The organism is Pseudomonas sp. SCT, from assembly GCF_003864275.1.
Taxonomy (GTDB): domain Bacteria; phylum Pseudomonadota; class Gammaproteobacteria; order Pseudomonadales; family Pseudomonadaceae; genus Stutzerimonas; species Stutzerimonas stutzeri_AE.
Genome location: NZ_BDJA01000002.1, coordinates 40,558 through 53,722 on the forward strand (window position 1 = coordinate 40,558; position 13,165 = coordinate 53,722).

At 63.2% G+C, this 13,165-nt stretch carries 13 protein-coding genes; 10 read left to right on the forward strand and 3 right to left on the reverse strand.

Translation table 11 applies throughout. The features are described 5' to 3' along the window. Positions 1 to 236 precede the first annotated feature (236 nt). From BHD08_RS04580 to BHD08_RS04625, 10 genes are all read left to right on the forward strand, one after another. Positions 237 to 1,268, forward strand: a complete 1,032-nt coding sequence (locus tag BHD08_RS04580; protein ID WP_125020989.1) for a UV damage endonuclease UvsE — start codon at positions 237 to 239, stop codon at positions 1,266 to 1,268. A 289-nt stretch (positions 1,269 to 1,557) separates the two neighbouring features. Next, positions 1,558 to 3,240: an AMP-binding protein gene (locus tag BHD08_RS04585; RefSeq protein WP_015275975.1), complete on the forward strand. Its 1,683-nt coding sequence runs from the start codon at positions 1,558 to 1,560 to the stop codon at positions 3,238 to 3,240. A 57-nt stretch (positions 3,241 to 3,297) separates the two neighbouring features. Beyond that, the gene (locus tag BHD08_RS04590; protein ID WP_125020990.1) at positions 3,298 to 3,903 is read left to right on the forward strand and encodes a peroxidase-related enzyme; all 606 of its coding nucleotides are present in this window, start codon (positions 3,298 to 3,300) and stop codon (positions 3,901 to 3,903) included. Between the two features lie 102 nt (positions 3,904 to 4,005). Further along, positions 4,006 to 5,280: an OprD family porin gene (locus tag BHD08_RS04595; protein ID WP_015275977.1), complete on the forward strand. Its 1,275-nt coding sequence runs from the start codon at positions 4,006 to 4,008 to the stop codon at positions 5,278 to 5,280. Between the two features lie 319 nt (positions 5,281 to 5,599). Then, on the forward strand, positions 5,600 to 6,376 hold the full coding sequence (locus BHD08_RS04600) for an ABC transporter ATP-binding protein (RefSeq protein ID WP_014819324.1): 777 nt from the start codon (positions 5,600 to 5,602) through the stop codon (positions 6,374 to 6,376). Beyond that, a complete protein-coding gene (locus tag BHD08_RS04605) occupies positions 6,373 to 7,089 on the forward strand; it encodes an ABC transporter ATP-binding protein (RefSeq protein WP_023446998.1) in 717 nt (238 codons plus the stop codon). Before BHD08_RS04600 ends, BHD08_RS04605 begins: the two co-directional genes overlap by 4 nt. 85 nt (positions 7,090 to 7,174) lie before the next feature. Then, complete coding sequence (locus tag BHD08_RS04610; protein ID WP_125020991.1) at positions 7,175 to 8,392, forward strand: ABC transporter substrate-binding protein; 1,218 nt, start codon at positions 7,175 to 7,177, stop codon at positions 8,390 to 8,392. Positions 8,393 to 8,459: 67 nt separating this feature from the next. Next, positions 8,460 to 9,347 carry a branched-chain amino acid ABC transporter permease gene (locus BHD08_RS04615; RefSeq protein ID WP_125020992.1) on the forward strand — a complete coding sequence of 296 codons (888 nt, stop codon included), beginning with the start codon at positions 8,460 to 8,462 and terminating at the stop codon, positions 9,345 to 9,347. A gap of 2 nt (positions 9,348 to 9,349) precedes the next feature. Next, a complete protein-coding gene (locus BHD08_RS04620) occupies positions 9,350 to 10,357 on the forward strand; it encodes a branched-chain amino acid ABC transporter permease (RefSeq protein WP_015275982.1) in 1,008 nt (335 codons plus the stop codon). 105 nt (positions 10,358 to 10,462) lie between these two features. Continuing rightward, the gene (locus BHD08_RS04625) at positions 10,463 to 10,660 is read left to right on the forward strand and encodes a hypothetical protein (protein ID WP_125020993.1); all 198 of its coding nucleotides are present in this window, start codon (positions 10,463 to 10,465) and stop codon (positions 10,658 to 10,660) included. A 71-nt stretch (positions 10,661 to 10,731) separates the two neighbouring features. On the opposite strand, the gene ychF is transcribed toward BHD08_RS04625, so the two are convergent. Genes ychF through BHD08_RS04640 form a run of 3 tightly spaced genes read right to left on the reverse strand, consistent with a single transcriptional unit; the run spans position 10,732 to position 13,093 of the window. Next, a complete protein-coding gene (ychF, locus tag BHD08_RS04630; protein WP_125020994.1) occupies positions 10,732 to 11,832 on the reverse strand; it encodes a redox-regulated ATPase YchF in 1,101 nt (366 codons plus the stop codon). A gap of 25 nt (positions 11,833 to 11,857) precedes the next feature. Beyond that, the gene (gene pth / locus BHD08_RS04635) at positions 11,858 to 12,442 is read right to left on the reverse strand and encodes an aminoacyl-tRNA hydrolase (protein WP_125020995.1); all 585 of its coding nucleotides are present in this window, start codon (positions 12,440 to 12,442) and stop codon (positions 11,858 to 11,860) included. A 33-nt stretch (positions 12,443 to 12,475) separates the two neighbouring features. Continuing rightward, positions 12,476 to 13,093, reverse strand: a complete 618-nt coding sequence (locus BHD08_RS04640; RefSeq protein WP_015275994.1) for a 50S ribosomal protein L25/general stress protein Ctc — start codon at positions 13,091 to 13,093, stop codon at positions 12,476 to 12,478. Positions 13,094 to 13,165 lie beyond the last annotated feature (72 nt).

A 13,165-nucleotide genomic window follows, 5' to 3' on the forward strand; every position in this document is an offset into this window, starting at 1 on the left:
GGTTGAGGTCATCGGTATGGATGATCGTTCGCTGCTTTACGTTAACGTAAAGGTCCGCTGCGGGTCTGTCAACACACCGCCGAGTCGGCATGTCTGCAAGCATAGGCCCGCCAAGGTGCGGCCGTGGGTTGCTGGCGCGCGGAGGTGTTTCGTCGGTGGCGGGGCACTCGCCGTGGGCGTGGCGGGACTAAACAGGCAGTGGCCGTAGCGCCGGCCTGTCACCGACGAGGAACTCCATGCCCCGCATCGGCTTCGCCTGCATGTATCGCCACCCGCAACAGAGCCTCTCGCTGAAGGAGCTGGAGCGCATCGAGCGCACCTTCAACCCACGCAGCACCACGCTGCGCTGGATGGCTTCGGTCGGTCGCGCAGCGGCGGAGGCGAGGCTGGAGGAGATCGTCGAGCACAACCTGAACGCTCAGCGGGTATTGCTCGAATACGTCGCCACGTTGCCGCCGATGCTGCGCATGTTGCGCATGTTGCGCCTGTCCAGCGACCTGCTGCCGTTCTACAGCCATGCCGAGATCGCGCCGTTCTACCGCCGCGCCGAAATGCAGAGCCGCCTCGAGGCGGGTTTCGCCGCGATCGGCGAACTGGCGCGGGCCCACGACATCCGCCTGTCGATGCATCCCGGCCAGTACTGCGTGCTCGGTTCGGACAAGCCGCAAGTGGTGGAGAACAGCCTGGCGGAATTCGAGTACCACGCCGACATGATCCGCATGATGGGTTATGGCCGGCGCTTCCAGGACTTCAAGTGCAACCTGCATATCGCCGGGCGGCTCGGCGCCGAGGGGGTGCGTGCCGTGTGGCCGCGCCTGTCGACCGAGGCGCGCCACTGCATCACCTTCGAGAACGACGAAAAGACCTATGGCCTGGACGACTGCCTGAGCCTCGCCGACCTCGCGCCGGTGGTGCTGGATATCCATCACTGCTGGATTCACGAGGGCTGCTACATCGAGCCGGACGATCCGCGCATCGAGCGCGTTCTGGAAAGCTGGCGCGGTGTGCGGCCGACCATGCACTACTCGCAGCCACAGGAGAGCCTGATGGAACTAGGCTTCGCGCCGGAGCAGAAGCTGGAAATCCCCGAGTTGCTGGAAAAGGTCAACAAGCGCGACCTCTATGCGCACAGCAAACGCATGTGGAACCGCTGGACAAATCGCTATGCGTTTCAGTTTCTGGATCGCTTCGACATCATGCTCGAAGCCAAGGACAAGAACCTCGCCGCGCTGGATTTCCATCACGAGTACCAGCGCGAACGCGCCTGACGGGGCGACCGCAGCATCATTGCGAAGGCTCTGGCGCACGCGTTCAGCGCCGCGGTTGCCTACTTCAAGCCTGCCTTGGCAGGCTGGTCTTACCCGCAACTACCGCCGCGATTCTTCGCTGAGTAATGGCCATTTGATTGCTCGCACCCCTCGACTTTCGCCTACCCTGCGGCATATTGTCAGCTAGTTACCTTTACGTTAACGTAATCGTGACCTAGGGTGACTGTCAGCAGCGCCAGCGCCCTTGCGAGCACGCCTCATAACAAACATAAGACTGAGGAAAATCGTCATGAGTCTTCCGAGCTATACCTGCGGACCGCAGAGCAAACCCCTGTTGCCCATGACCATCGGCGCGGCCTTCGACCGTACCGTGGAGCGCTTTCCCCAGCGCGAGGCCCTGGTGGTGCGCCATCAGCAGCTGCGTTACACCTGGGCGGAACTGGCGGAGGCGGTGGACCGTTGCGCGCGTGGCCTGCTGGCCCTCGGACTGCAAGCTGGCGAACGAGTGGGCATCTGGTCACCGAACAATGCCCAGTGGTGCATCACCCAGTTCGCTACCGCGAAGATCGGCGTGGTGCTGGTCAATATCAATCCCGCCTACCGCCTCAGCGAACTCGAATACGCCTTGAAGCAGTCTGGCTGCCGCTGGCTGATCTGCGCCGATGCCTTCAAGACTTCCGATTACCACGCCATGCTCCACGAGCTGCTGCCGGAGCTGGAAAGCGCCGCTGTCGGTGCCCTGCAGAGCCACATGCTGCCGGAGCTGCGCGGGGTGATCAGCCTGTGCGACAAGCCGGTGGACGGCATGCTGCAGTGGCAGGCGCTGATGGAGATGGCCGAGCAGGTCGGCCCCGAGCAGCTGCGCCAGTGTGGCGAGCGCCTGCAGTTCGACGACCCCATCAACATCCAGTACACCTCCGGCACCACGGGCTTTCCGAAAGGCGCCACGCTCAGTCACTACAACATCCTCAACAACGGCTACATGGTCGGCGAGAGTCTCAGGCTGACCGAGCACGACCGCCTGGTGATCCCGGTGCCGCTGTACCACTGCTTCGGCATGGTCATGGGCAACCTCGGTTGCGTTACCCATGGCACCACCATGATCTATCCGAGCGCCGCCTTCGAGCCGCTGGCGGCGCTGCAGGCCGCGGCCGAGGAAAAGGCCACCGGCATGTATGGCGTGCCGACCATGTTCATCGCCATGCTCGACCACCCGGAGCGCCAGTCGCTGGACCTGAGCAGCCTGCGCACCGGCATCATGGCCGGCTCGACCTGCCCGATCGAGGTGATGAAACGCGTCATCGACGACATGCACCTGGCGGAAATGCAGATTGCCTACGGCATGACCGAAACCAGCCCGGTCTCCACCCAGACCAGCGCCGACGACGACCTGGAACGCCGCGTGACCAGCGTCGGCCGCACCCAGCCGCATCTGGAAAGCAAGATCGTCGACGAGCACGGCGCGGTGGTGCCGCGTGGGCAGATCGGCGAACTCTGCACCCGCGGCTACAGCGTGATGCTCGGCTACTGGAACAACCCGGACGCCACCCGCGATGCCATCGACGGCGCGCGCTGGATGCATACCGGCGACCTCGCGGTGATGGACGACGAGGGTTACATCAAGATCGTCGGCCGCAACAAGGACATGATCATCCGCGGCGGCGAGAACGTGTACCCGCGCGAGATCGAGGAATTCCTCTTCACCCATCCGGCGGTGGCCGACGTGCAGGTGATCGGCGTGCCGGACAGCAAGTTCGGCGAGGAGATCGTCGCCTGGGTCAAGCTGCACCCGGGCCATGAGGTCGAGGGCGAGGCGCTGCGCGAGTTCTGCAAGGGCCGCATCGCCCACTTCAAGACGCCGCGGCACATCAAATTCGTCGACGATTTCCCGATGACCATCAGCGGCAAGGTGCAGAAGTTCCGCATGCGCGAAATCAGCGTGGTCGAGCTGGGCATCAGCGAACAGCACTGACCGGCACCGGCCGGGTTCGCCCGGCCGGCAATTCGCTCATCCGAAAAGGAGCTTTCCATGGCGCTGCCTATTGCTCAGTCGATCAGCCGTTTTCCGCTGCCCAACAGCCTAGACGCACTGCCTGCTGACCTGCGCGAACGGATTCTCGCCGTGCAGGAAAAGGCCGGATTCATCCCCAACGTGTTTCTCATGCTGGCCCATCGGCCGGCGGAGTTCCGTGCCTTCTTCGCCTATCACGATGCGCTGATGGAGCGCGAAGCCGACAGCCTGACCCAGGCCGAGAAGGAGATGATCGTCGTCGCGGTCAGCGCCGACCACGGCTGCCTGTATTGCGTGGTTGCCCATGGCGCGATCCTGCGCATCCTCGCCAAGGACGCGCAGCTGGCCGACCAGATCGCCGTCAACTACCGCACCGCACCGATCTCCGAGCGCCAGCGGACCATGCTCGATTTTGCGGTGCATCTGGCCGCCGAGCGCGGCGTGCTGGGCGACGCCTGGCAGGCGCGGCTGGAAGCGCAGGGTTTCAGCCGCGACGACATCTGGGACATCGGCGCCATCGCCGGGCTGTTCGGCCTTTCCAACCGCCTGGTGTCCATGGCGCGCACGCCACCCAACGACGAGTTCTATCTGCTGGGCCGTGTGCCCAGGAGCCCCGCGCGTTGAGCGCGACACCGCATTACCGCATGACGTGGTAATCCGAGCCCGGGCAGTTCGCAGTCGGGCTCAACAGCTGCATCAACGATCACAACAACAAGAGAGAAAGCTATGCAACTGAAACCAGCAAGCCGAACCCTTCTGGCCGCCAGCATCGCCGCCGTCGCCCTCGGCGCATCGGGCGTGGCCTCGGCCGCTTTCATCGAAGACAGCAAGGCCGCTGTCGAACTGCGCAACTTCTATATGAACCGCGACTTCCGGCAATCTGGCGCCGCTCAGTCCAAGGCCGAGGAGTGGGCCCAGGGCTTCATCCTGAAAATGGAATCCGGCTACACCGAAGGCCCGGTCGGCTTCGGTCTGGACGCCGTCGGGCTGCTGGGCGTGAAGCTCGATTCCAGTCCGGACCGTACCGGCACCGGCATCCTGCAGCGCGATCGCAACGCGCCTAACCGCGCCCAGGATGATTACGGCTCGGCCGGCCTGACGGCAAAGGCCAAGCTGTCCGCCACCACCCTGCACGTCGGTACGCTGCAGCCGGTGGTGCCCGTGCTGATGCGCAACGACAGCCGCCTGCTGCCACAGACCTACCGTGGCGCCTGGCTGCAGAGCAAGGAGGTCAGCGGTCTGACGCTGGACCTGGGTATGCTGGACCGCGTCAACCAGCGCGACTCCTCGGACAACGAGGAAATGACAGTCTTCAACGCTGGTCGGCGCAATATCACCTTCGGTAGCGGGGGCAGTACCAGCGATGAATTCCTCTTCGCCGGAGGTCGCTACGACTGGTCGCCGCAACTGGCCACCAGTTACTACTACGGTGGGCTGGACGGCATCTACGACCAGCACAACTTCAATCTGGTCCATGTGCTGCCACTGGGCGACAAGCAGAGCTTCAAGACCGACCTGCGCTTCGTCCGTTCGACTGACGATGGCGGCAGCAATGTCGACAACGATGCGTTCGGCGCACTGTTCACCTACAAGCTCGGCGGCCACGGCTTCACCGGCGGCTATCAGCACATGCGCGGCGACACCGGTTTCGCCTATGTCGCCGGGGGTGACAACGCGCTGATCAACCTGCTGCAGATCAACGACTTCGGCAACGAGGACGAACGTTCCTGGCAGGTCCGCTACGACTACGACTTCGCCGCCATGGGCGTGCCCGGGCTGACGCTGATGACCCGTTACGTTTCGGGTGACAACGTCGACCGCGGTGCCGGCGCCAGTGAAGGCAAGACCTGGGAGCGCAACACTGATATTGCCTACGTCATCCAGAGTGGCCCGCTGAAGAATCTCGGCCTGAAGCTGCGCAACGCCACTACGCGAAGCAACTTCCAGAACGACCTAGACGAGAACCGCGTCATCGTCAGCTACAGCCTGCCGCTCTGGTAAGCGCAACGCCGCAGCACCTCTCCTCGTTGGAATTTTCCGGGCCGCACAGGCCCGGCTTTTTTGCGTCGTCCGAGGAGCTACTTCGGCATTCGGGCGCCATAAAAACGGGGACGAACCCCAGAGCCTGGGGCACTGGGCAACTGGTGTAGAGCGGGCTATATGCTGGCTATATGCCTTCAAGTTGCACGCTTTACCGCTCAATCGCCCGTTTGAAAAAGCCACTTGCCGTATACGGAAACTGGTTGTTATCGTTTACGTAAAGGTCATGCAGCGACCTGCGCCATAACCAACAACAACAATCAAGGTTAGAGGGCACCCAATGGAACCAGAGTTCGTGCTGGAAACGCGCGGCCTGACCAAGGAATTCCGCGGCTTCACCGCAGTGGATTCCGTCGATCTGAAGGTCCGTCAGGGTCACATCCATGCGCTTATCGGCCCCAACGGCGCCGGCAAGACCACCGTATTCAATCTGCTCACCAAATTCCTTACGCCTACCCGCGGCGAGATTCTCTATCGCGGCAAGAACATCACCTCGATGAAGGCCAACGAGATCGCCCGGCTCGGCCTGGTGCGCTCGTTCCAGATTTCCGCAGTGTTCGGCCACATGAGCGTGCTGGAAAACGTGCGTGTCGCGCTGCAGCAGAAGATGGGCAACTCCTTTCACTTCTGGAAATCCGAACGCAGCCTGCGTGAGCTGGACGACCAGGTGATGCAGCTGCTCGCTGAAGTCGATCTGCAATCCTTCGCCCAGACCCTGGCGGTCGAGCTGCCCTACGGCCGCAAGCGCGCGCTGGAGCTGGCCACCACCCTGGCGCTCGATCCCTTCGTGCTGCTGCTCGACGAACCGACCCAGGGCATGGGCAGCGAAGACGTCGACATGGTCGTCGAGCTGGTGCGCAAGGCCGCGGCGAACCGTACGGTGCTGATGGTCGAGCACAACCTCAGCGTGGTCAGCCGCCTGTGTGATCGCATCACTGTGCTGGCGCGTGGTTCGGTGCTCGCCGAGGGCGACTATGAAAGCGTTTCGGCCAACCCGCAGGTGCGCGAAGCCTATCTCGGCAGCGAAGCCGCAACGCTCGAGGAGGCGCACGCATGAATCCACCCATGGACCGCGATCAGCTGCGCGTCAGCGATCTGCATGCCTTCTACGGCGAGTCGCACATTCTGCACGGTGTCGATCTGGTGGTCGGCCGCGGCGAGCTGGTGACCCTGCTCGGACGCAACGGCGCCGGGCGCTCCACCACGCTGCGCGCGATCATGAACATGGTCGGTCGCCGCACCGGCTCCATCGTGGTCAACGGCAACGAAACCATCGGCATGCCGGCCCACCAGATTCCGCGTCTTGGCGTCGGCTACTGCCCGGAAGAGCGCGGCATCTTCGCCAGTCTGAGCGTCGAGGAGAACCTGCTGCTGCCGCCGACGGTGCGCAGCGGCGGCATGAGCCTGGACGAGCTCTACGAGATGTTTCCCAATCTCTACGAACGCCGTTTCAGCCAGGGCACGCGGCTCTCCGGTGGCGAGCAGCAGATGCTGGCCATGGCGCGCATCCTGCGCACCGGCGCCAACCTGCTGCTGCTCGACGAGATCACCGAAGGCCTGGCCCCGGTCATCGTGCAGAAGCTCGGCGAGGTGCTGATCAAGCTCAAGCAGCGCGGCCTGACCATCGTCCTGGTGGAGCAGAACTTCCGCTTCGCCGCGCCATTGGCCGACCGCCATTACGTCATGGAGCATGGCCGCATCATCGAAGAGATCGAGGCGGCCGAGCTGGATTCGAAGAAGGATTTCCTCAATTCCTGTCTCGGGGTGTAAGCCCCGGACGACTCAGGAAGCAGCAACCGGCCGCAGTGGATGCCGGCCCCCGACCACAACAAAAACAATCGAGAGTGGTGATTACATGAGCTTTTTCCGCAAGAGTGCGAGCGCCATCCTGGCTTCATCCCTGATCGCCTCGGCCGCCCAGGCCGAGATCAGCAACGACGAGATCCGTATCGGCTACCTGGCCGATATGTCCGGCACCTATCGCGACCTGTCCGGCCCGGGCGGCCTGGAGGCGCTGAAGATGGCGGTGGAGGATTTCGGTGGCAAGGTCGATGGCAAAAAGATCGTCGTCTTTCATGCCGACGATCTGAACAAGCCTGACGTCGGCGCCAACACCGTGCGCCAGTGGATCGACGAGCGTAACGTCGACATGGTGACCGGCATGGTCGCCAGCTCCGTGGTACTGGCGGCGAGCAAGGTGGTGGAGCAGGGCGGCAAGCTGGCGCTGATCTCCGGTGCCGCGGCTTCCAGCATCACCAATGAGTTCTGCTCGCCGAACCACATCCACTGGACCTACGACACCTACGCGCTGGCCAATGGCACGGCCAAGGCAGTGCTCGCCGATGGTGGCAAGAGCTGGTACATCCTCACCGCCGACTATGCCTTCGGCCACGCCATGGAAGCCGACATCACCAAGGTAGTGGAAGGCGATGGCGGGAGTGTCGTCGGCAAGGTCCGCCATCCGTTCCCGAGCAGCGATTTCTCCTCCTACATGTTGCAGGCGCAGGGTTCCGGCGCCGAGGTGATCGCCCTGGCCAACGCCGGTGCGGATACGGTCAACTCGCTAAAGACTGCCAGCGAATTCGGCGTTACCCAGTCCGGGCAGAAGCTTGCCGGGATGGTGGTGTTCCTCAACGACATCCATGCCATGGGCCTGGATGTGACCCAGGGCCTGATGCTGACTACTGGCTGGTACTGGGACATGAACGATGACACCCGTGCCTGGGCCAAGCGCTACTACGAGCGCACCAAGCGCATGCCGGGCATGGTGCACGCCGGCATCTATTCGGCCACCACCCATTATCTGAACGCGGTGAAGGCCGCCGGCACCGACGAGACGGTCGCGGTACGTGCGCAGATGGCCAAGACCCCGATCAACGACATGTTCGCCAAGGACGGTCGCATCCGTGAGGACGGCCGCATGGTCCACGACATGTATCTGGTGCAGGTCAAGACGCCGGCCGAATCGACTGGCGAGTGGGACTTGTACAAGGTGGTCAGCACCATTCCAGGCGAGCAGGCCTACCGGCCGATCGCCGAAACCCAATGCACCAAGCTGGTCGCCAAGGACTGACCGGCTGATCCGCGCCATCACCCGGCCGCGATGGCCGGGTGCCACGGACTTCTTTGGGTGGTGAACCATGACTCTCGTATTCGGCGTACCCCTGAGCGTGCTGCTCGGGCAGCTGCTGCTCGGCCTGATCAACGGGGCGTTCTACGCGCTGCTGAGCCTGGGCCTGGCAATCATCTTCGGCCTGCTGCGCATCATCAACTTCGCCCATGGCGCGCAGTACATGCTCGGTGCCTTCGTGGCGTTCCTCGGGCTGAACTACCTGGGCGTGAGTTACTGGTTTGCGCTGGTGCTGGCGCCGTTGTTGGTGGGCTGCCTGGGCATGGCCATCGAGCGCGGCCTGCTACGGCGCATCGCCGGTGAGGATCACCTCTACGGTTTGCTGCTGACGTTCGGCCTGGCGCTGATCGTCGAGGGCAGCTTCGTCAAGCTGTTCGGCGTGTCCGGCTCGTCCTATCCGATGCCGGAGCTGCTGCGCGGCGGCTTCAATCTCGGCTTCATGTTCCTGCCGACCTACCGCGCCTGGGTAATCGTCGCCGCGCTGGTGGTGTGCCTGGCGACCTGGTACGTCATCGAACGCACCCGGCTGGGTTCCTACCTGCGCGCCGGCACCGAGAACCCGAAACTGATGCAGGGCTTCGGCATCAACGTACCGCTGCTGGTGACCCTGACCTATGGCTATGGCGTGGCGCTGGCGGCGTTCGCCGGCGTGCTGGCGGCGCCGATCTACGCGGTGACACCGGGCATGGGCTCGAATCTGCTGATCGTGGTGTTCGCCGTGGTGGTGATTGGCGGCATGGGGTCGATCCTCGGCGCCATCGTTACCGGTATCGCCATGGGCCTGATCGAGGGCCTGACCAAGGTGTTCTATCCGGAAGCGGCCAACACCGTGGTGTTCCTGGTCATGGTGGCGGTGCTGCTGATTCGTCCTGCGGGACTCTTTGGTAAGGAGGCATGAGCATGACGAATCCAGCAAACGTGCAGGCCGCAGCGCTGCGGCATGCCAGTGTGGTACGCGAGCGCAGGCATGCAGCCGCGCGGCGGCAGAAGGTCTTCTATGCGGTGCTGCTGGTGATCGCCCTGTTGGCGCCGCTGGCGGTGTATCCGGTATTCCTGATGAAGCTGCTGTGCTTCGCCCTGTTCGCCTGCGCCTTCAACCTGCTGCTGGGCTACGCGGGGCTGCTGTCCTTCGGCCATGCCGCGTTCTTCGCCACTGGCGGCTACATCACCGGTTACATGCTGAGCAGCTACAGCGGGCTCAGCACCGAGCTGGGCATCCTTGCCGGCACCCTGGCCTCGACGGTGCTCGGGGGGCTGTTCGGCATGCTGGCGATTCGCAGGCAGGGCATCTACTTCGCCATGATCACCCTGGCGCTGGCGCAGTTGGTGTTCTTCGTCTTCGTCCAGGCGCCATTCACCGGTGGCGAGAACGGTCTGCAGGGCGTGCCGCGTGGGCATCTGTTCGGCCTTGTCGACATGAAGAACAACATGGCCATGTACTACTTCGTGCTGGCGGTGTTCGTCCTTGGCTTCGCCATCATCCAGCGCACCATCCATTCGCCGTACGGCCAGGTGCTCAAGGCAATCCGCGAGAACGAGCCGCGCGCGGTGTCGCTCGGCTACAACGTCGATCGGCACAAGCTGCTGGCGTTCGTCATCTCCGCGGCGCTTGCCGGCCTGGCCGGCGCGACCAAGACCGTGGTGTTCCAGCTGGCCTCGCTGACCGACGCGCACTGGCACATGTCCGGCGAGGTGATCCTGATGACCCTGCTCGGCGGCGTCGGCACCATCCTCGGCCCGCTGGTCGGCGCCACCGTGGTGGTGACGCTGCAGAGTTCGCTGTCTAACGGACCCCTGGGGGAGTGGGTGCACGTCATTCTCGGGGTGATCTTCGTGCTCTGCGTGCTGCTGTTCCGCTCCGGCATCGTCGGCTGGCTGGAACGGCTGGTTAAGCGCAACTTCAAGTAGCGGCTTGATGCGGCACCGCCCGGATTGCGCCGGGCGGTGCCTTGCCTTGCGAACCCGGCGGTTAGATGCGTGCCTAACCTGCAGACCCCTCGAGAGGACACCGTCATGCCTGGTATCGAACCGCACCAACCCTCGCAGCCCGTCTGGCCGTGGCGAGCCGACGAATCGCCGCTCAACGATCTGGACGATGCCGAGAGCGACACCGAACTGGACAGCCCGGATGAGCTGCCGGAAGAGGTGCTCGAGCAGCTGGAAAAAGTCGCTCCACCACCAGAGCCGATCCCCGATCCGGGACCGTTGTAGCTCCAGACCTTTGCCTGCCGGAAACGAAAAGGCCCCGACGAGTCGGGGCCTTTAGCCGAGTGGCTGACGGACTAGACGTTGAAGCGGAAGTGCATCACGTCGCCGTCCTTGACGATGTATTCCTTGCCTTCCAGGCGCCATTTGCCGGCTTCCTTGGCGCCGGCTTCGCCCTTGTACTGGATGAAGTCGTCATAGGCGATGACTTCGGCGCGGATGAAGCCTTTCTCGAAATCGGTGTGGATCACCGCGGCCGCCTGCGGGGCGGTGGCGCCGATACGCACGGTCCAGGCGCGGACTTCCTTCACCCCGGCGGTGAAGTAGGTCTGCAGATTGAGCAGCTCGTAACCGGCGCGGATCACACGGTTCAGGCCCGGCTCGTCCATGCCCATGGTGTCGAGGAACATCTGCATCTCTTCCAGATCGTCCAGTTCGGCGATCTCGGCTTCGATCTTGTTGCAGACCGGCACGACGATGGCGCCTTCTTCCTCGGCAATGGCGTTGACCACGTCCAGGTGCGGGTTGTTCTCGAAGCCATCTTCGGCGACGTTGGCGATGTACATCACCGGCTTGGTGGTCAGCAGGTGGAAGGTCTTGGTCAGACGCTTTTCCTCGTCACTGAAGTTCTTCAGCAGGCTGCGTGCCGGCTTGCCTTCGGTGAGGTGCGGGATCAGCTTTTCCAGCAGACCTTTCTGCGCAACCGCGTCCTTGTCGCCGCCCTTGGCGGTACGGGCGACGCGCTGCAGCTGCTTCTCGCAGCTGTCGAGGTCGGCCATGATCAGTTCGAGGTCGATGATCTCGATGTCGCGCTTGGGGTCGACGCTGTTGGCGACGTGGATGACATTTTCGTCTTCGAAGCAGCGCACCACGTGGGCGATGGCGTCAGTCTCGCGGATGTTGGCGAGAAACTTGTTGCCCAGGCCTTCACCCTTCGAGGCGCCTGCCACCAGGCCGGCGATGTCGACGAACTCCATGGTGGTTGGGATCACCCGCTCCGGCTTGACGATCGCCGCCAGCGCGTCGAGACGCGGATCGGGCATCGGCACGATGCCGCTGTTCGGCTCGATGGTGCAGAAGGGGAAGTTCTCCGCCGCGATGCCGGATTTGGTCAGGGCGTTGAACAGGGTGGACTTGCCGACGTTGGGCAGACCGACGATGCCGCAGTTGAATCCCATGGTGATCTTGCCTCGGAGTTAGGTTTCAGGCCTTCTGGCTGTGCAGGCGCTGCATGGCGCGAGTCCAGTCGCCGGTCAGGATTTCCGGCACAACATCCAACGCGAAGTCGATGCTGGCGTCGAGCTTTTCGCGCTCGGCTTGCGGCGCACGCCCCAGCACGTAACCGCTGACCAGGCTGGCGTGACCCGGATGGCCGATACCCAGGCGCAGGCGATGAAAGCTGTTTTGATTACCGAGCTTGGCGATGATGTCGCGCAGCCCGTTGTGCCCGCCATGACCGCCGCCCTGCTTGAGCTTGGCGACGCCGGGGGGCATGTCGAGTTCATCATGGGCGACCAGGATGGACTCGGGGGGAATTCGGAAAAAGCCGGCCAATGCCGCCACTGCCTGACCGCTGCGGTTCATGTAGGTAGTGGGGATGAGCAGGCGGATATCTTCGCCCTGATGGCTGAACTTGCCGACCAGGCCGAAATACTTGCGATCATTGCTGAGCACGACGCCTTCACGGGCAGCCAGGCGCTCAACGAAAAGAGCCCCCGCGTTATGCCGGGTCTGGTCGTATTCAGGGCCTGGATTTCCCAGGCCGACGATCAGTTTTACGGCAGTCACGACGGGGGCCTCTTCTTCGGCTATGCGAGTGAATTACTCGGCAGCGCCTTCTTCTTTCGGAGCGTCTTCCTTGCTCACGCGCGGAGCGTGAACGTTGGCAACCGGCAGGTCGCTGCCGTGGGCCAGGGCGACCAGCTCAACGCCTTTCGGCAGTTTGATGTCGGTCATGTGCAGAACCTGGCCGACTTCGACGTTGATCATGTCGACTTCGATGAATTCCGGCAGGTCTTGCGGCAGGCAGGAAACTTCGACTTCGTTCAGGTTGTGCAGGATCTCGCCGCCTTGCTTCTTCACGCCAACCGAAGATTCCTGGTTGATGAAGTGCAGGGGAACGGTAGCGGTCAGCTTGTGGCCGGCAACGACGCGAACGAAGTCAGCGTGCAGCACGAAGCTCTTGGCCGGGTGACGCTGCAGCGCCTTGATCAGAACGGATTCGTTCTGGCCATCGACGTTCAGGTTCAGAACGTGGCTGAAGGAAGCTTCGTTCTCCAGCAGCTTGGCGAAGTCCTTGGCCAGGATGCTGATGGACTGCGGGGCCTTGTCGCCACCGTAGATGACGGCCGGAACCAGGGCGGCGTTACGACGCAGGCGGCGGCTCGCACCTTTCCCCAGGTCGGAACGCACTTGGGCATTCAGAGTGAAATCGTTCATGGTGATTCTCCAGTAGCAACATTACCTGTCGCGCTTGCGACCAGCGCTCGGGCTGTTGGGCAAAAAGCCCCG

Coding starts and splice junctions, on each gene's coding strand:
- BHD08_RS04610 (WP_125020991.1), top strand. CDS start 7,175: ATGAGCTTTTTCCGCAAGAGTGCGAGCGCCATCCTGGCTTCATCCCTG.
- BHD08_RS04595 (WP_015275977.1), top strand. CDS start 4,006: ATGCAACTGAAACCAGCAAGCCGAACCCTTCTGGCCGCCAGCATCGCC.
- BHD08_RS04620 (WP_015275982.1), top strand. CDS start 9,350: ATGACGAATCCAGCAAACGTGCAGGCCGCAGCGCTGCGGCATGCCAGT.
- BHD08_RS04585 (WP_015275975.1), top strand. CDS start 1,558: ATGAGTCTTCCGAGCTATACCTGCGGACCGCAGAGCAAACCCCTGTTG.
- BHD08_RS04640 (WP_015275994.1), bottom strand. CDS start 13,093: ATGAACGATTTCACTCTGAATGCCCAAGTGCGTTCCGACCTGGGGAAA.
- BHD08_RS04605 (WP_023446998.1), top strand. CDS start 6,373: ATGAATCCACCCATGGACCGCGATCAGCTGCGCGTCAGCGATCTGCAT.
- ychF (WP_125020994.1), bottom strand. CDS start 11,832: ATGGGATTCAACTGCGGCATCGTCGGTCTGCCCAACGTCGGCAAGTCC.
- BHD08_RS04625 (WP_125020993.1), top strand. CDS start 10,463: ATGCCTGGTATCGAACCGCACCAACCCTCGCAGCCCGTCTGGCCGTGG.
- BHD08_RS04590 (WP_125020990.1), top strand. CDS start 3,298: ATGGCGCTGCCTATTGCTCAGTCGATCAGCCGTTTTCCGCTGCCCAAC.
- BHD08_RS04615 (WP_125020992.1), top strand. CDS start 8,460: ATGACTCTCGTATTCGGCGTACCCCTGAGCGTGCTGCTCGGGCAGCTG.
- BHD08_RS04580 (WP_125020989.1), top strand. CDS start 237: ATGCCCCGCATCGGCTTCGCCTGCATGTATCGCCACCCGCAACAGAGC.
- BHD08_RS04600 (WP_014819324.1), top strand. CDS start 5,600: ATGGAACCAGAGTTCGTGCTGGAAACGCGCGGCCTGACCAAGGAATTC.